The 17,098-nt window shown below is 69.6% G+C and carries 16 protein-coding genes; 13 read left to right on the plus strand and 3 right to left on the minus strand.

The annotated features are described in order from the left end of the window. Nucleotides 1-132: 132 nt before the first annotated feature. Entirely contained in the window at nucleotides 133-1,380 is a 1,248-nt protein-coding gene (locus ACIHAX_RS25250) for a PucR family transcriptional regulator (protein ID WP_397279905.1), read from the minus strand. 125 nt (nucleotides 1,381-1,505) lie between these two features. On the opposite strand from ACIHAX_RS25250, the gene pruA reads away from it, so the two are divergent. The 6 genes from pruA (at nucleotide 1,506) to ACIHAX_RS25280 (ending at nucleotide 9,375) form a co-directional block, all read left to right on the plus strand. After that, nucleotides 1,506-3,143, plus strand: a complete 1,638-nt coding sequence (pruA, locus tag ACIHAX_RS25255; protein WP_397279907.1) for an L-glutamate gamma-semialdehyde dehydrogenase — start codon at nucleotides 1,506-1,508, stop codon at nucleotides 3,141-3,143. Continuing rightward, entirely contained in the window at nucleotides 3,143-4,099 is a 957-nt protein-coding gene (locus tag ACIHAX_RS25260) for a proline dehydrogenase family protein (protein WP_364433635.1), read from the plus strand. Before pruA ends, ACIHAX_RS25260 begins: the two co-directional genes overlap by 1 nt. A 163-nt stretch (nucleotides 4,100-4,262) precedes the next feature. Further along, entirely contained in the window at nucleotides 4,263-5,708 is a 1,446-nt protein-coding gene (locus ACIHAX_RS25265) for an amino acid permease (RefSeq protein ID WP_355076466.1), read from the plus strand. A 117-nt stretch (nucleotides 5,709-5,825) separates the two neighbouring features. After that, nucleotides 5,826-7,235 (plus strand): amidase, encoded by a 1,410-nt coding sequence (locus ACIHAX_RS25270; protein ID WP_397279910.1) that lies wholly within the window; start codon nucleotides 5,826-5,828, stop codon nucleotides 7,233-7,235. Nucleotides 7,236-7,516: 281 nt separating this feature from the next. Further along, nucleotides 7,517-8,158, plus strand: coding sequence for a GntR family transcriptional regulator (locus ACIHAX_RS25275; protein WP_397279912.1), 642 nt, complete (start codon nucleotides 7,517-7,519; stop codon nucleotides 8,156-8,158). Then, nucleotides 8,158-9,375, plus strand: a complete 1,218-nt coding sequence (locus ACIHAX_RS25280) for an MFS transporter (RefSeq protein ID WP_397279914.1) — start codon at nucleotides 8,158-8,160, stop codon at nucleotides 9,373-9,375. The genes ACIHAX_RS25275 and ACIHAX_RS25280 overlap by 1 nt, the downstream gene beginning before the upstream one ends. Nucleotides 9,376-9,400: 25 nt before the next feature. On the opposite strand, the gene ACIHAX_RS25285 is transcribed toward ACIHAX_RS25280, so the two are convergent. Continuing rightward, the gene (locus ACIHAX_RS25285) at nucleotides 9,401-9,832 is read right to left on the minus strand and encodes a nitroreductase/quinone reductase family protein (protein WP_379252734.1); all 432 of its coding nucleotides are present in this window, start codon (nucleotides 9,830-9,832) and stop codon (nucleotides 9,401-9,403) included. A 96-nt stretch (nucleotides 9,833-9,928) separates the two neighbouring features. Next, a complete protein-coding gene (locus tag ACIHAX_RS25290) occupies nucleotides 9,929-10,336 on the minus strand; it encodes a TIGR03668 family PPOX class F420-dependent oxidoreductase (RefSeq protein ID WP_355076705.1) in 408 nt (135 codons plus the stop codon). A gap of 175 nt (nucleotides 10,337-10,511) precedes the next feature. Here ACIHAX_RS25290 and ACIHAX_RS25295 point away from each other — a divergent pair, with 175 nt between their 5' ends. The 7 genes from ACIHAX_RS25295 to ACIHAX_RS25325 all read left to right on the plus strand — a co-directional run bounded on the left by ACIHAX_RS25295 (nucleotide 10,512) and on the right by ACIHAX_RS25325 (nucleotide 16,680). Then, nucleotides 10,512-10,928: a hypothetical protein gene (locus ACIHAX_RS25295; protein WP_355076474.1), complete on the plus strand. Its 417-nt coding sequence runs from the start codon at nucleotides 10,512-10,514 to the stop codon at nucleotides 10,926-10,928. Nucleotides 10,929-11,397: 469 nt separating this feature from the next. Then, the gene (locus ACIHAX_RS25300) at nucleotides 11,398-12,780 is read left to right on the plus strand and encodes a sensor histidine kinase (RefSeq protein ID WP_397279916.1); all 1,383 of its coding nucleotides are present in this window, start codon (nucleotides 11,398-11,400) and stop codon (nucleotides 12,778-12,780) included. Further along, nucleotides 12,777-13,193, plus strand: a complete 417-nt coding sequence (locus tag ACIHAX_RS25305; RefSeq protein ID WP_355076477.1) for a roadblock/LC7 domain-containing protein — start codon at nucleotides 12,777-12,779, stop codon at nucleotides 13,191-13,193. Before ACIHAX_RS25300 ends, ACIHAX_RS25305 begins: the two co-directional genes overlap by 4 nt. Next, nucleotides 13,190-13,555, plus strand: a complete 366-nt coding sequence (locus tag ACIHAX_RS25310) for a DUF742 domain-containing protein (RefSeq protein WP_397279918.1) — start codon at nucleotides 13,190-13,192, stop codon at nucleotides 13,553-13,555. The genes ACIHAX_RS25305 and ACIHAX_RS25310 overlap by 4 nt, the downstream gene beginning before the upstream one ends. After that, nucleotides 13,536-14,180, plus strand: coding sequence for a GTP-binding protein (locus ACIHAX_RS25315; protein ID WP_397279920.1), 645 nt, complete (start codon nucleotides 13,536-13,538; stop codon nucleotides 14,178-14,180). The genes ACIHAX_RS25310 and ACIHAX_RS25315 overlap by 20 nt, the downstream gene beginning before the upstream one ends. Beyond that, complete coding sequence (locus tag ACIHAX_RS25320) at nucleotides 14,177-15,448, plus strand: cytochrome P450 (RefSeq protein WP_364433649.1); 1,272 nt, start codon at nucleotides 14,177-14,179, stop codon at nucleotides 15,446-15,448. The genes ACIHAX_RS25315 and ACIHAX_RS25320 overlap by 4 nt, the downstream gene beginning before the upstream one ends. After that, nucleotides 15,445-16,680, plus strand: coding sequence for a cytochrome P450 (locus tag ACIHAX_RS25325; RefSeq protein WP_364433652.1), 1,236 nt, complete (start codon nucleotides 15,445-15,447; stop codon nucleotides 16,678-16,680). The genes ACIHAX_RS25320 and ACIHAX_RS25325 overlap by 4 nt, the downstream gene beginning before the upstream one ends. The last annotated feature ends 418 nt before the right edge of the window (nucleotides 16,681-17,098 follow it).

The raw sequence follows: 17,098 nt of genomic DNA on the forward strand, positions 1-17,098 counted from the left end.
CCGGAAGCCATCAGCGCAGGTCCCAGCGCGATGGGGCCTCCAATGCCGCGAACCGATGCCGTTGCCGCCACGGTCGTGGCGATCATCGCGACGACGCGAACCCGTCGCGGTGGTCGCCACCGGCAGCCGTCGTCAACCGGATGCCTCTGGCTTACGCGGGCGGCGGTGCAGGGCGAGCTGGATCTCCAGCAGCAGGCGGTCGGCGGGGTCGTCGAGATTCATGCCGAGGATGTCCTCGACCCGGCGCAGCCGGTAGCGCAGCGTGTTCGGATGCACGCACAGTGCCGCGGCGGCGTCGCGCACGTCGCCATGTTCGCGCAGATAGGTCTCGACGCTGTCGCGCAGGTTCGCGGAATGCTTGCGGTCGTAGTCGAACAGTGCGCCGAGCCGCGGATCGCGCAGTTCCGCCCGCGCTGCCACCAGATCGAGCACCTCGCCGAGCAGCACCGCGGTGCGCGCCTCGGCGAGGGTGGTCACCCGGCTCGCGGGCGACGCGGCGGTGCGGTCGAGGACCCGATCGACCTCGGCGCGCGCGTCGGCCACCCGGCCGAGATCGGGCACCGGGCAAGCGATCGCGGCCCGCAGCGACAGCGACCCCTTGGTGTCGAAGTGCTCGATCAACTGACGTGTCCAGGCCGTCACCGCCTGCTCGGATCGGTAGCCCGGCAGCAGCACGTAGACGCGGTCACCGATCGCGGTGCTCACCGAGTCACCGCGAAAGGAACTGGCACGCAACCGGAGTACGCCACCCAGCGCGGCCCGGTCGGCGCCGGACGCGTGCTCGCCCGACGCGAGCGCGAAGCCGATCACCGCGGCCGGACCGGTCGACGGCAGATGCAGCGCGTTCGCCACTGCCGCGGCGTCGACCGCCGCACCCGCGCCGAACAGCCGGCGGATCAGCAGCGCCTCGGTGGTGGGCGCGTCCAGGCTCCGGGAGATCAGGCGTCCCGCGACGGCCGCCGCGCCGCGCAGGATCTCCGCCGCGTCCGGATGGAACGGCCGATCCCCCTGCTGCAGCCAGATCGCGCCGAGCACGCGCGGAGCGCGTGCCCGCGCGTCGGTGGGTCGGCGTATCCCGATCGCCAGCCTGCGCTTGATGTTCAACTCGTCGTGGGCGGGCACGTCGACGATCTCGTCTGTGTCGCGCAGCCGATCGAGCACGCCCCACTGCCGCAGCAGGCTCAGGTACTCCGGCGGTCCTTCCCGGCCGAGGATCGATCGCACACGCAACTCGTCGGCGGTCTCGTCGGACGCCGAGTACGCGAGCACATGCGACCGCGGGTCCTCGATCGACACCATCCCGCCCGCGTGGTCCGCGATCATCTGCGCCAGCGCGAACAGGTCGATGTCCGCGGCGACTTCCTCACCATCCCCGCCCACGTTCCCGTCCTTCGGCCAACTCGACAACGCATTTGCCTCATCTTTGTCCAATAGGCTCATTGTCCGGACAGTTTTCCGGTGTTGACTTCCCAGTACCAAAAATTCATCTGACAACTGGAGGTTCCATGGACGCCGTCGTGTCCCCGCCCCCGCCGGTCAACGAGCCGGTGGGCAGCTTCGCGCCGGGCACGGCGGAACGCGAGCGCCTGCGGACGAAGCTGGCCGATCTGGCCGCGACCCCGACGGAGGTCACCCACGTCATCGGCGGTGTGCATCGGCACGGCTCGGGCGAACGCGTCACGGTGACGCAGCCGCACCGGCACGCCGCCGTGCTCGGCACGCTCACCACGGCCGGGCCCGGCGAGGTTCGCGACGCCATCGCGGCGGCCGCCGCCGCGGCACCGGGGTGGCGTGCGCTGCCGTTCGCCGAGCGCGCCGCGATCTTCCTGCGCGCCGCGGACCTGCTGGCCGGGCCGTGGCGCGAAACCATCGCCGCCGCAACGATGCTGGGCCAGTCGAAGACGGCCTACCAGGCCGAGATCGACACCCCCTGCGAGCTGGTGGACTTCTGGCGGTTCAATGTGCACTTCGCTCAACGGATCTTGGCGGATCAGCCGATCTCGGCGCCCGGGGTGTGGAATCGGATGGACTACCGGCCGCTCGAGGGATTCGTCTACGCGATCACGCCGTTCAACTTCTCCGCCATCGCGGGCAACCTGCCCACCGCGCCCGCGCTGATGGGCAACACCGTGGTGTGGAAACCGGCTCTCACCCAATCGGTGGCGGCGTACTGGACGATGAAGCTGCTCGAGGCGGCGGGGCTGCCGCCAGGCGTGATCAACATGGTGCACGGCGCGGGCCCCGAGGTGTCGGAGGTGGCACTGGCCGACCACCGGCTCGCCGGCCTCCACTTCACCGGATCCACCGCGACCTTCCGCCACCTCTGGCGCACCGTCGCGGCGCATCTCGACCGCTACGACTCCTACCCGCGCCTGGTCGGCGAGACCGGCGGCAAAGACTTCGTCGTCGCGCACAGCTCCGCCGATCCGGACGTACTGAGTACGGCCCTGATCCGCGGCGCGTTCGACTACCAGGGCCAGAAGTGCTCGGCCGCCTCGCGCGCTTTCCTGCCACGATCGGTGTGGGACCGGATGGGCCGCGAGTTCATCGACCGGGTGGCCGGGCTCAGCTACGGCGACGTCACCGATTTCGGTCACTTCGGCGGCGCCCTCATCGATCGGCGGGCTTTCGACAAGAACACCGAAGCCCTCGCGCGCGCCAAGGCGACCCCGAGCCTGACCATCGCCGCGGGCGGCCACGCCGACGACAGCATCGGCTATTTCGTCGAGCCGACCGTCCTGCTCGGCGACGACCCGGCCGACGAGGCGTTCCGCACCGAGTACTTCGGCCCGATCCTGGCCGTGCACGTGTACGACGATTCGGTCGGTGGCTCGTTCGAGTCCGTGCTCGACCTGATCGACCGTGGTTCGCCCTACGGCCTGACCGGCTCGGTCATCGCCCGGGATCGCACGGCGATCGCCACGGCCGCCGACCGGTTGCGCTTCGCGGCAGGCAACTTCTACATCAACGACAAACCCACCGGCGCGGTCGTCGGCCAGCAGCCGTTCGGCGGGTCGCGCGCGTCGGGCACCAACGACAAGGCAGGCTCGGCACAGAACCTGCTGCGCTGGACCTCCACTCGCACGATCAAGGAAACCTTCGTCCCCGCGACCGACCACCGCTACCCGCACCAGGAGTTGTGATGGCCTTCTCCGGACTGCTGCGGCCCGCCGTGCTGGCGGCCTCCCGCTCCCCGCGCGTGGAGCGCGCGATCACCCGCATCCCGGCCACCAAGAAGGTGGTCGACCGTTTCATCGCGGGCGAGACCGAGGGTGACGCGGTCGCCGCGACCTCGGCGCTGCTCGGCTCCGGCCGCTCGGTCACCATCGACTACCTCGGCGAGGACACCACCGATCTCGACAGCGCCCGCGGCACCGTCGTGCACTACCTGCGGCTGCTGTCGGCGCTGGCGGAACTGCGGGCCGTGAACGATGCTCCGGTGCCGCAGCTGGAGGTATCGCTCAAGCTTTCCGCGCTGGGCCAGTCGCTCCCGCAGAACGGATACGCGATCGCCCGGGAGCACGCCTACGAGATCTGCACGGCGGCGAAGTCCGCCGGGGTCTGGGTGACCGTCGACGCCGAAGACCACACCACTACCGACGCGACGCTGGCGATCGTGCGCGAGCTGCGTTTGGACTTCCCATGGCTCGGCACGGTCTTGCAGGCCTATCTCAAACGCACCGAGGAGGACTGCCGCACCTTCGCGGGCCCGGGATCGCGGATCCGCTTGTGCAAGGGCGCCTATCGCGAACCCGCGTCGGTGGCCTATCAGAGCCGTTCCGCCGTGGACGAGTCCTATCTCCGGTGCCTGCGGGTTCTGATGGAAGGCAAGGGCTATCCGATGATCGCCACGCACGACCCGGCGCTGATCGATGCCGCGCTGCGCCACGTGCGGGAAAGCGGCCGGAAATCAGGCGATTTCGAGTTCCAGATGTTGCACGGCATCCGCGACACCGAACAGCGGCGCCTGGCCGGAGTGGGCCACACACTGCGCGTCTACGTGCCCTACGGAGACCAGTGGTACGGCTACTTCATGCGCAGGCTGGCCGAGCGCCCCGCCAACATCGCGTTCTTTTTGCGCTCCTTCCGCGACCGCTGAGCGGGAGCACGGACGGACGAAGCCCACTGAACCGAGTCACCAGCACTGGCGCGCTTTTCGCCGCCACTTGCGGCGCCACGCGACCATACTGGCGGAACACACGGTTTCGACCGAGTACGTGCCGTCGGCGCTGGAGAAAACGAACACAGCTTTAAGGAACAGCATGGTCCTCGCTCACCTACGCGCCCAGATGACGCGCCGAAAGCCGCTCGGCGAGGTCGACGACGAAGCCGCCGCGGCCGACGAGCAGTTGTCGCGGTCGCTCGGCCTGTGGCAGCTCACCGCGATCGGTGTCGGCGGCATCATCGGCGCGGGCATCTTCACCTTGGCGGGCGCGGTGGCGCACTCGGTCACCGGGCCTTCGGTGTTGATCTCGTTCCTCATCGCGGGTGTGGCCAGCGCCGCCGCCGCGCTGTGTTACGCCGAGTTCGCCGGGATGGTGCCCAAGGCCGGGTCCGCCTACACCTACGGATACGTGTCGCTCGGCGAGATCGCGGGCTGGTTCATCGGCTGGGATCTGCTGCTGGAGTACGTCGCGGTCGCGGCGGTGGTGGCCATCGGCGTCTCCGGCTACTTCAAATTCCTGCTGGAACAGGTCGACATCGCAGTGCCGGATTGGATGCTGGGCGCGGCGGGAACGGGTGACGGCCACGTCGTCGACGTGTTCGCCATGCTGTTCTGCCTCGGTACGGCCTGGCTGCTCTCGCGCGGCATCCGCAGCGTCGGCCGGTTCGAGACCGTCGCCGTCGGCATCAAGGTGGCCCTCGTCGTGCTGATCATCGCGCTCGGCGTGTTCCACATCGACAGCTCGAACTACACCCCCTACTTCCCGTTCGGCACGGGCGCGGTGTGGACGGGCGCGGCCACCGTCTTCTTCGCCGTGTTCGGCTACGACGCGATGAGCACCGCCGCCGAGGAGTCCACCGAGGGCAAGAAGCATCTGCCGAAGGCGATCATCTATTCACTGGCCATCGCCATGGTCCTCTACGTCCTGGCAACCCTGGTGCTCACCGGCATGCAGAAGTACACCGAGATCAGCCCGACCAGCGGGTTCTCCACCGCGTTCGAATCGGTCGGGCAGCCGGGCGTCGCGAACATCATCGCGATCGGCGCCATCATCGGCATCGTCACCGTGGTGCTCACCTTCATGCTCGGCGTCACCCGCGTGTGGTTCGCCATGAGCCGCGACGGCCTGCTGCCGGAATGGTTCGCCAAGACCCATCCGGTCCGGAAGGTGCCCACCAGAGTGACCTGGATCGTCGGCATCGGAGCCGCGCTGATGGCCGGTCTGCTGGACATCACCGTGGTGGCCGAACTGACCAATATCGGCATCCTGATGGCGTTCATCGTGGTGTCCGTAGCCGTGATCGTGCTGCGGCGCACCCGCCCCGACGAGCCGCGCGAGTTCCGCCTGCCGTTCATGCCGGTCGTGCCGCTGATCGGCATCGGGTTCTCGGTGTATCTGATTTGGTCGCTGCCGTGGGAGACCTGGGCGCGTTTCGTGATCTGGCTGGTCGTCGGCCTGATCGTCTACTTCACCTACTCGCGCACCCATTCCAGGCTCGAGCGGCCCCGGCCCGCCGCGGCGGAAGGCCCGGCGACTTCCTGACCACGCGGGCCGTCGGCGGGTACACCATTGCGGAAAGGTCGCTCGACTGCTTACGGTCGAAAACGTCGGCATCGGCGACAGCCGCGACGTCGCGCGGCTCGGAAGGAGCGGTGGCGGATGGACCTGCGCGAGGCCGTGTCGGCGGGTGTGCTCGAACAGCGCGAGTTACTGGCCCAGGGCGCTCTTTCGGCGGAGCAACTGGTCGAGGCGACGCTCGACGAAATCGATGCCGCGGCGGATCTCGGCGCGTTCACCCATGTCCTGCGGGATGAGGCCAAGGCGGCGGCCGTCGAGCGGGATCGCGAGCGCGCGGCGGGCGAGCCGGTCGGCCCGTTGCACGGGGTGCCGGTCGCGGTGAAAGACGAGTTCGATGTCGCCGGTGTGGTGACCACCTTCGGCACCAGGGCGAATGCCACGCCCGCCGTGGCGGACGCCGAAGCCGTGCGCAGGCTGCGCGCGGCCGGGGCGATCATCGTCGGCAAGACCGCGATGCCGGAATTCGGGCAGTGGCCGTTCACCGAGTCCAGCACGTTCGGCGTCACCCGCAATCCGTGGGACCCGAGCCGCTCTCCAGGCGGATCGAGCGGCGGGTCGGCCGCCGCGGTGGCGGCCGGGCTGGTGCCCGTCGCACTCGCAGGCGATGGCGGCGGGTCGATCCGGATCCCGGCGGCATGCTGCGGATTATTCGGTCTCAAGCCGCAACGCGGGCGTGTGCCGATGTCCCCGAACAAGCACCTGTGGTGGGCGTTGGGTGCCGCCGGGCCGCTGACCCGCGGCGTGCTGGACTCCGCCGTCGTCTACGACGTCATCCGCGGCAGCACCCCCACCGACCGATTCCGGGCTCCGGAACCGCCGACCTCGTTCGAGGCGGCGGCGCGCGAACCGGCCCGTCCGTTGCGCATCGGCTACAGCACCAAACCGCACGCCCTGATGGTGAAACTCGATCCGCAGTATGTGCGCGCCGTCCGCGACACCGCGAAATTGCTCACCGAACTGGGCCACACGGTGGCCGAGGTCGACCCGCACTATCCCGAATCCATGCACGCGTTCTTCCCGCAGTTCTTCGGCGGCGTGCGCGCGGAACTGGCCGAGATCGATCATCCGGAACTGCTCGAACGCCGCACCAAGCAGACGATGGCAGTCGGCGCCTGGGCGCGCAGGCCGGTCGTCGAATGGGCGATCCGGCGCGGTGAGGCGTTGACGCGCAAGATGGACCGCGTCTTCACCGAATGTGATCTGCTGCTGACTCCCACCATCGCGATCCGCCCGCCGCGGCTCGGCGTGCTCGACGGGGCGAACACGGTACGAGCCCAGCTCGCCTCGATTCCGATGGTCGCCTACACCGAGCTGTGGAACGTCACCGGTCACCCCGCCGCCTCGCTGCCCGCGGGCGTAGGCGACGACGGGCTTCCGCTGTCGGTGCAGCTGGTGGGCCCCACGAACGGCGAGACGACGATTCTTCCGGTCGCCGCGCAACTCGAGCAGGCACGCCCGCATCCCCGCCCGGTCGCCCTTTCGCACCGCTAGCCTGCACGGCGTCGCCAGAGCCGGAAGGCCCACCGTTCCCGGCAGCGGCGTCGGCGCGCCCGAATGCGCGGTCCGGTCCGAACGTGACATCCGCCGCACCACCCCGGTCGGTGAGCGGAGCCACCTGTCGCGGGGGCCGCCGCGTCCTGCCGGGCGGTCAGTGCCCGGGTACGCCATGCCAATGCTCGCCACGGACCTTCCGCGATCGCTGCTTGGTAGGACGCGGCCGGTCGGTCCACCCCTCGCGAACTCCTGGCGAACGCGAGGATAAGATACAACTTGTGTCTAAGACGTATTCATCCGCTGAGCAGGCCTATCGCGCCGTGAAGGAGCGCATCCTGTCCGGCGCGCTCGCGGGCGGGGAGCTGATCAGCGAGGGTGAGATCGCCGCCGACCTGGGCACCTCCCGCACGCCGGTGCGCGAGGCGTTCCTGCGGCTGGAGACCGAGGGGTGGATGAAGCTGTACCCGAAGCGCGGCGCGCTGGTGGCGCCGATCCCGCCCGACGAGGCCGAGCACGTCGCGCACGCCAGGTACGTGGTGGAGACCGCCGCGGTCCGCGGCGCCACCGCGAACGACCCCGGCATGCTGGTCGAGGCGTTGCGTTCCTCGATCCGGCGGCAGCGCGAGCTGGCCGCCGCGGGCGATCTCGACGGATTCGCGGTCGCCGACACCGACTTCCACCGCACCTACGTCCTGGCCGGTGGCAATCCGCTGCTGTCGGGTTTCTACGACTCGCTGCGGGAACGCCAGCGCCGGATGAACAGCGTCGCCCTGCACCGCGGCCCGGTCGACATCACCCGGATCATCGAGCAGCACGCGCGGCTGGCCGACCTCGTCGCGTCCTCGGACGTCGACGGGTTCGCCGACGCGCTGGTCGAGCACCTGTCCGGCGTGCACCAACTGGAACTACGAGGCCGGTGATGGCGACACTCACCGTCACCGCGCCCCGCGACCGGGTCGTCTCGAGCCGATGGCCGGGCGTCGCCGCCGCGATGTTCGCGATCGCTTGGGGCGGAAATGAATTCACACCGCTGCTGGTGATGTACAAGAGCGACGGGCTGGCGGCCACGACCGTCGACCTGCTGCTTTTCTATTACGTGCTCGGCATCGTGCCCGCGTTGCTGATCGGCGGCCCGCTGTCGGATCGCCACGGCCGCCGGGCCCTACTGCGGCCGGCGCCGCTGATCGCCGCGGCAGGTTCACTGCTGCTCGCGGTCGGGTCCGCTTCGGTGCCGCTCCTGTCGGCGGGACGGGTGCTGTGCGGCATCGCGCTCGGGCTGGCGATGGCGGTCGGCGGCAGCTGGCTCAAAGAGCTGGCACAACCGCCCTATAGTCCGCAGCTACCCGCGGGCACGGGCGCGCGCCGCTCCGCGATGAGCCTCACCGCGGGCTTCGCCATCGGCGCTTGCTGCGCCGGTGTACTCGCGCAATGGGCGCCGTGGCCGAACACCTTGGCGTATCTGATCAACGTAGGCCTGTGCCTGATCGCCGCCGTGTGGGTCCGGCGTACCCCGGAAACCGTCTCCGGGCGGCGAAATCCGGGGAGCCTCCGCGACGACCTGCGCATTCCCGCGGCGGGGCACCGGCGCTTCCGCACGGTGGCATTGCCTGCCGCGTTGTGGCTGTTCACCTCCGCCGCGGCGGCCTACGCGGTGCTGCCCGCGCTGATGGCGCCTCGGGTCGGCGCGGCGCCGATCGCGTTCTCCGCCATGATCTGTGTCATCGCCCTCGGCTGCGGGTTCGCCGTCCAGTCCGTCGCGCGCCGGATCGACCGGCCCGGCACCGCGCGGGCGGCGGCGGTGGCACTGATCGCGGTCACGATCGGGATGGCGCTCGCCGCGACGGCTTCCGGTCTGTTGACCCTGTGGGCGACGGTGGCCGCCGCCGTGGTGCTGGGAGCCGGTTACGGCATCGGTCTGGTGGCCGGGCTGCAGGAGATCGAACGCATCGCCCGCCCGGACGATCTGGCCGGGCTGACAGCCGTGTTCTACTCCGCGAGCTACCTGGGATTCGGCACCCCGGCCCTGCTTTCGTTCCTGCACGACACGTTCGGTCTCGGCTATCCAGCGATGTTCGGTGCGGGCGCGCTCGCGGCGGCCGGATGCCTCGGTCCGGTGCTGCGCGACTATCGCGCCTGACGGTCACCGATCCGCCGCGCCGCTCTCAACTCTTCGGCGTCAACAGGACGAGCGGAATCTCGCGCGTGGTCTTCGTCTGATAACCGGCGTAGACCGACTGCGCGGAGGTGACCCGGGGCCACAACGCCGCCCGCTCCTCGCTGGTGGCCACTCGAGCCGTCATCGGCACCTTCGGCCCGTTGCGCACCGACACGACGACGTCCGGGTTGTCGCGCAGGTTCAGGAACCACGCCGGGTGGACGGGGTCGCCGCCCCGCGAAGCGACCACGACATAGGTGTCACCGTCGACGATCGGCGCCGTGAGCATCACCGCGTGCGGCCGGCCCGATTTGCGGCCGGTGGTGGTGAGCTCGAGCGACGGCATGCCGGAGAAGTCGTTGCCCAGTTTCCCGAAGCTGATCTTCAGTAGGACGCGATGCGCCGTATTCATGGCCTTCAGCGCGAAATTCGAGGGCATACGATCCTCACGATCGGCTCGACGGGTGGTTCGGCTCGACGACCCCCGCAACGGGAGATCACGAATCGTGACTGTACCCGAATCGGCGCGGCTCGCTCAGCGGGCGGACCACCCCGACCACCGCGCCACATCGATGGCTATCACCGGGCCCGGTGGCGGCTGCTGTTCGTACTGGGAGTAACGCGCGGTCAAGTGACCGATCGCCGCCTGCGCCTCGGCGCCGTCCGCGATGCGGGCCGCACCGTCGGCGCGAGCCCACCACAGCTGGGTCCAGTCGTCGCCGTACCGGTCGACGAGCACGGCGACCGCGGGGTTGGCCGCGATATTGTCCAGGCGGCGCAGCGCCGTGGTCGTCTTCGGTTTCGCGTCGACGCTGGTGTAGACGACCTCCCCCGCCACTGCGAAGACTATGGGCACCAAATGCGGGCGCAGTTGCGGCGAAACCGTTGCCAACCGTGCGACCGGACTGGTCGCGAATCGTTTGCGCGCCTCCTCGGAACTCAGCCGCACACCCGCCTCCTCGAGCTCGCCGTCCCCGGAAATCGGGGATCGAGTATGTTCCGCCCCCTATGCAACCGGACATTTGCCGTGAAATCACGGCGATCGACTACTACCACGCTACGGTCGAGTCAATGTGTGACCCGTCAAGAGGCTATGTCGTCAGAAGGTGGAGGCGGTTGTGGAAATCGATATCACTGCCCGGCTGAACCTAGCGTTCGAGATGTGGGAGCGTGCGCACGGGCGCCCGCTCGCCGACGATACGGTCGAGACATGGGTGACCGCAGCCGGGTACGACCTGGAACCAGGTCACCTGACGAAAGTTCGACGCGGTCAGGTCGCCACGCTCCCGGAGCAGACCCGCGCCGGGCTGGCCCACGTGTTCGGGCTCGACCCCAACTATTTCGTGTTCGATCCCGGTCCCGACCGGGCATGCGACGCCGAAGTGATCGCACACCTGGACAATTCGGCCCTGCGCCGCCTCGGACAGGCCGTGAACGGCGTATCGCTGCGCACCCTGCTGTACCTGGAGTCCGTCGCCGAAGTGCTCCGCCAGGCCGACGGCTTGCCCCCGTGCGAGCAAACCGCACAACTCTGATCGAACGACAGCGGCTCGGCTACGGCCCCCGGGAAGCCCGGCGGGCCGGCCACACCGCCACTCGCGGACACGATCGCATGACGCGTCGATAATCCAAGCTTGCAATATCGCATCGGTAATACGGCCGCACACAGGACGCCCCGGCATACCGATAGTGAATTCTAGGCAAACGTTAATTTTCCCATTTCGCACCGAGCGCGTCGCCGTGTAGCACTTTCCGCCGCGTCGTCAGCGTAATCCGAGCATCGACACGGCAGCGGAATATCCGCCCGCGCCGCTTTCCCGTGAAATACGCCCGAGTGGCGCCGCACCGCCCACCCCGCTATGCTCGGGCCGCGATATTTCGAAACTGCTTGTCGGTCTGCATATTTGGGGTGCCGCGGCACGCAGAAGGGGGCAGCTGTGCCGTTTCCCGGCGGCAAGCGCGAGTGCGGAAGTACGGAACTTGTCAGAGTTGTTGAATCCGGCGGTGAGTGAGCCCGGCGAAGGCGCCGTCCGGCATCCGAAACCGCCGTACGCGACATTGTGGGCCTGCGTTGTCGCGACCGCTGCCGTCGTCACGGCGGCGGTGTACTACGCGCCCGCCGAATTCCGGATCCCACTCGCGGCAGGCGCCACCGCCGCCGCCGTCGCCCTGTGCGCCGCCACCACGGCGGCCGTCCACTTCCGTCGGCAGGCCCGGCACGCCCGGCGGGACGCGGGCCGGGCCAGGGACGACCGAGCGCTCGTCGCCAGCGGCGCGGAGGCCGAGATCACCGCCGCGAGCGCGGCGGTCGCCGAATACGAAGCGCGCGCGAAGAGCAGTGACAGTCGTCGCGCCGCGGCCATGGCGGCCTTCGCGGGCGCGGCGGGCCGCATGCAGGCGATGACCACCAGCATGCTCGCGGAGCTGCGCGAGATGGAGCACCGCCACGGCGACCCCACCGTGCTCGCCGATCTGCTGCAGCTCGATCACCGCACCGCCCAGGCGGGCAGGCTCGCCGACAGCATCGCCGTGCTCAGCGGCGCGCGATCCGGCCGCCGCTGGGCCAAACCCATTGCGATGGAATCGATTCTGCGTGGCGCGATGGGACGTGTGGCGGGCTATCAGCGAGTCCGGTTGCGCGCGATCGCCGACATCGCGGTCTCCGGTCACGCCGCGGAAGGCGTCATGCACGCGCTCGCGGAACTGCTCGACAACGCCTGCAACTTCTCCCCGCCCACCACCGAGGTGCACGTCTACGCCGCCGAGGTTCCGGCAGGCGTGATCATCACCATCGAGGACAGCGGATTGGTCATGAGCGAGTCGGCGTTGCGCCGGGCCGAGGCGGCGGTCTCGGCAGGCGCGCCGGACGCCCGCGGGGCCGGAGCCGACCTGTCCTCGCTGACCGGGACCAGGCTCGGCCTCGCCGTGGTGGGCAATCTGGCGCGCAAGCACGGACTCACCGTCTCCTATCGGCCTTCCGCCATCGGCGGCACCGCCGTGGTCGTGGTGATCCCGCGAGACCTCACCACCCGCGCGGAACGGCCGCAGCCGTCCACCACCACGGGCACGCTGCCCGTCGCGCGGGAGCGGTCTCGCGCGGCCGCGCCGCTCGACCACGAATCCGCCGATCCGGAGGCCGTGCGTCCGTCGCCCGCGCTGGACGCTCCCGCCGTCGCGCCCCGAGCGCTGCCCAAGCGGCGTCGCGGCAGCACGCTGGCCGCTGTCCATCCCGAGGGCATCGGCGCACCGGAGGCCGCCGCACCGACTCCTCCTCCGGCACGACCGGACTCGCTCGGCGCGTTCCAGCGCGCGGTGTCCGGGCCCACGACCGGCAGCGCCACCACCACTCCCCCTGCCCCTTCCGTCTCCATGGAGAACGAACGATGACGACCTCCGAGACCGCCCAGCTGAGCTGGCTATTGGAACAGCTGCTCACCCGCACACCGCGCACCAGGCACGCTCTGCTGCTGTCCAGCGACGGGTTGAAGATCTGCCACACGCCCGAACTCACCGTGGACGGAGCCGACCAGCTCGCCGCCATCTCGGCGGGCATTCAGAGCCTCTCGCACGGCGCGTCGGTGGAATTCGGCGACGGCCGGCCCGGGGTGCGCCAGTCGATGACGGAGTTCTACGGCGGCATCCTGTTCATCGTCGAAGCCGGGCTCGGCGCGCACATCGCGGTCGTCGCCGCAGAGGACGCGGACGCCGGGCTGGTCGGCCACAATATGCGGGAGCTGGTGGAACAGCTCGGCGAACACTTGGCGGCCACGCCGCGCTTCCCGGGAGCGGGCGTGTCGTGAGCAGACCAGGCCGCGACGACGACCCCGATCGGCTCTACACGCTGACCGGCGGGCGCAGCAAACCGGACTCCGACACCTTCGATCTGGTCACCCTGGTGGTCAGCGAGTGCGCGCCGACGCCGGGCATGCAGTCCGAGCACGTGGCGATCCTCGACCTGTGCCGAGCTCCGACCGCCGTCGTCGAAATCGCGGCCGAGCTGCGGATTCCGGTCGGCATCGCGACCATCCTGCTGTCGGACCTGCTGCACGTGGGCAAGATCACCGTGCGTCCTCCGCAGGCCGGTCCGTCCGACTCGCCATGGCACTGCCTGCCCGACACCACGACGCTCGAGAAGGTGCTCGTTGGACTCCGCAAGCTCTGATCCGCGTCCCGCCCGCGCGGACGCGCCCCTGCACCGTGCGACCACGCGGGGACTGAAGGTCGTCATCGTCGGCGGTTTCGGCGTCGGCAAGACGACGATGGTCCGCGCGGTCAGCGAGATCCGGCCGCTCGATACCGAGGCGATCATGACCGACGAGGGGCTGGAGATCGACGATCCCGGTGGCGCGCCGGGCAAATCGACGACGACCGTCGCCTTCGACTTCGGGCGCATCACCATCGACGACGAGCACGTGCTGTACCTGTTCGGCGCACCGGGACAACAGCGGTTCCGGTTCCTCTGGGATCGGCTGTTCACCGGCGCGCTCGGCGCGATCGTGCTGGTCGACCCGCACCGGATCGCGGATTCCTGGTACGCGGTCGACCGGCTGGAACACCAGAAGACGCCGTTCGTCGTCGCCTGCAACGACTTCGGCGAGGGCCACCGCCCCGACGAGGTCCGCGACGCGCTCGACCTGGATCGGTACGTGCCGGTGATCGACTGCGACGCCCGCTCCCGCGAGTCCGGCAAGGGCGTCCTCATCACCCTCGTCGAGCACCTCTATTCCCGCGCGCCGTCCCCGGCGGCCCGGCGCCCCTTGTTCCCGACTCCGGAGGCCGCGTCATGACCACGCCCGCGCCGAGTTCCACCGACAGCTGCCCCGTCCGCACCGCACCGGTCACGTTGAGCGGACCGCGTTTCCATACCGACCCGCATCAGCTCTATCACGAGATGCGCCGGGAGCACGGACCGGTGGTCGCCGTGGAGCTGCCCGGCGGCGTCCCCGCGTGGCTGGTCATCGGCTACCGCGAATTGCATCAGGTGACCAACGATCCCGAGTTGTTCCCCCGCGATGTCGGGCGGTGGAACCAGTGGCCGAACATCCCGCCGGACTGGCCCTTGCTGCCGATGGTCGGGCAGCCGATGCCGTCGATCTATTTCACCGCGGGCGCGGAGCACCGCAGGCACGTGGCGATGGTGGAACCGGCGTTGGAGACGGTCGACACCTTCGAATTGCGCCGCACCTGCGAGGACCTGGCCGACCGCCTGATCGACGCGTTCTGCGGCAGGGGCGAAGCGGAGCTGGTCGCCGATTTCGCCGAACCGCTGCCGGTGCTGGCCCTGGCGCGGATCCTCGGCTTCCCCGACGCGGACGGACCGCGGCTGGCGTGGACGATGAAGACGCTCGCCGACGGCGGGGCCGACGCCCAAGCCGCGCATCAGCAGTTCGCCGAGCACATGGGGCGGTTGCTCGCGACCAAGAAAGTCGCGCGAGGCGCCGATTTGGTGTCCTGGATGCTGGCGCATCCCGGTCCGTTCTCCGACGAGGAATACGTCCTGGACCTGATGGCGGTCACCGCCGCCGGATACCTGCCCACGGCCGACTGGATCGGGAACTCGGTGCGGCTGATGCTCACCGACGACCGGTTCGCCGCGGCGCTCGGCGGCGGGCGACACAGCGTGGGACAGGCGATGAACGAAGTGCTGTGGGAGGACACGCCGACCCAGATCCTCGCCGGACGGTGGGCAGCCCGCGACACGCGGCTCGGCGACAAGGTCATCCGGGCCGGTGACATGCTGCTGCTCGGCCTGGCCGCGGCCAACGCCGATCCCCATGTGCGCCAGCATGTTTCCGACGGCGCCGAGCCGGCGCACTCGGGCAACAGCGCGCACTTCGCGTTCAGCTACGGCGAATACCGCTGCCCGTTTCCCGCGCAGGAGATCGCCGAGGTCGTCGCGCGCACCGGCATCGAGGTGCTGCTCGACCGGCTGCCCGACCTCGATCTCGCGGTGCCCGCCCAGAACCTGGTCCGGCGACCGTCGGCCTTCCTGCGCGGCATGACATCCCTGCCCGTCCGCTTCACACCCGTTCGCGCCGTCGGAGGTACCCCGTGAGCAGAGAATGCCCACACGCAGCAGCCCTTGTCATCGATCCGATGGTCGGCGACCTGGGCGGAGAGACCAGCAGGCTGCGCGCCGCGGGTCCGCTCACCCGGATCGAGTTGCTCGGCGTGCCCGCTTGGACCGTCACCCGGCACGCGCTGGCCAGGCAGCTGCTCGTCGACACCAGGCTGGTCAAGGACATCAACGCCTGGTCGCTGTGGCAGTCCGGCGCGGTGACCAGGCAGTGGCCGCTGATCGGTATGGTCGACGCGGGCCGTTCCATGTTCACCGTCGACGGTCCCGAGCACCGCAGGCTGCGGATCAAGACCACCCAGGCGCTGACCAAGCGCAGGCTCGACGCGCTGCGTCCCGCGGTCGAGCGGATGACCGCCGAACTGCTCGACGACCTGGCCGAGGCCGGACGCGACGGCGCGGCGGTCGACCTCAAGACGGTGTTCGCCTATCCGCTGCCGATGCGGGTCATCAGTGAGCTGATGGGCGTGGACCGCGCCGACCATCCGATGCTGCTCGACTGGTACAAAGCGTTCTTCTCGCTGCTGACGCCGCAGGACGAGCGGCTGCGGGTGATCGACGAATTGGACCTGTATTTCACCGAATTGGTGCGCAAGAAGACCGCCGACCCGACCGACGACCTGACCAGCGCCTTCATCGTCGGCGGCGACGACACCGAGCCGTTGACCGAAGAGGAAGTGGTCGGCAACCTGAAGGCGCTGGTGGCCGCCGGGCACGAGACCACGATCGGCCTCATCCTCAACACCGTGCGCGCCCTGCTGGCGCGGCCGGAGCAGTTGAGCGCCGTCCACGCCGGTGACCACACCTGGGACGCCACGGTGGAGGAGACCCTGCGCTGGGACAGCCCGGTGACCCATCTGCTCATGCGTTTCGCCACCGAGGACATCGCCGTCGGCGATACCGTCATCGAAAAGGGCGAGGGTGTGGTCATGTCCTACCGTGCGATCGGCCGGGACTTCGCCGTGCACGGCGACGACGCCGACGACTTCGACGTCTCCCGCCCGACGGCCAACCGGCACTTGGCTTTCGGCTACGGCCCGCATATCTGCCCCGGCGCCGCGCTCGCCCGCATGGAAGCGGGCATCGCGCTGCCCGCCCTGTTCGCCCGCTTCCCCGGCCTGCGCTTCGCCGTGCCGGTCGAACAGATCCGCAACCTGCCGGTGCTCACCCAGAACGACCTCGAAGCATTTCCGGTCTATCTCGGGAACTGATCCGTGACCGGCGAATTCGCACCGGCGCGCCCAGCTGTGCGACTCCGCACCCGTAGGGCCGGATCACGCCGAAGGACGTCGGTCTGCCGACAGTGGGCCGGCGGCGGTCGCCCGGCCTACGGCGAGCAGAGGTCGCAATACTCGCCGGGGTGACATCTCTGCTACGCACTCCTTAATGCTCGCCTTGGGCAGTCACTCCCAACACTGGGACGAGCGGAGGTGAAGGGCGGGCACTGCTGCCCGCGCAACCCAGCGTGCGACCCCGATCGCCAACCCTCAACCAGGATGATCCGGCAACGCTGTGACCCGGTCGAACACGGAAAGTTATCGGTCGCCGGCTATTCCGTGCGTGCGTTCCGGTCCGTGTCCGGGGCCGCCACGGACAACGCCGGGTGCCCGACCAGGCGGCGTCATCACC

This window comes from Nocardia sp. NPDC051929 (assembly GCF_044548645.1).
Lineage (GTDB): Bacteria > Actinomycetota > Actinomycetes > Mycobacteriales > Mycobacteriaceae > Nocardia > Nocardia sichangensis.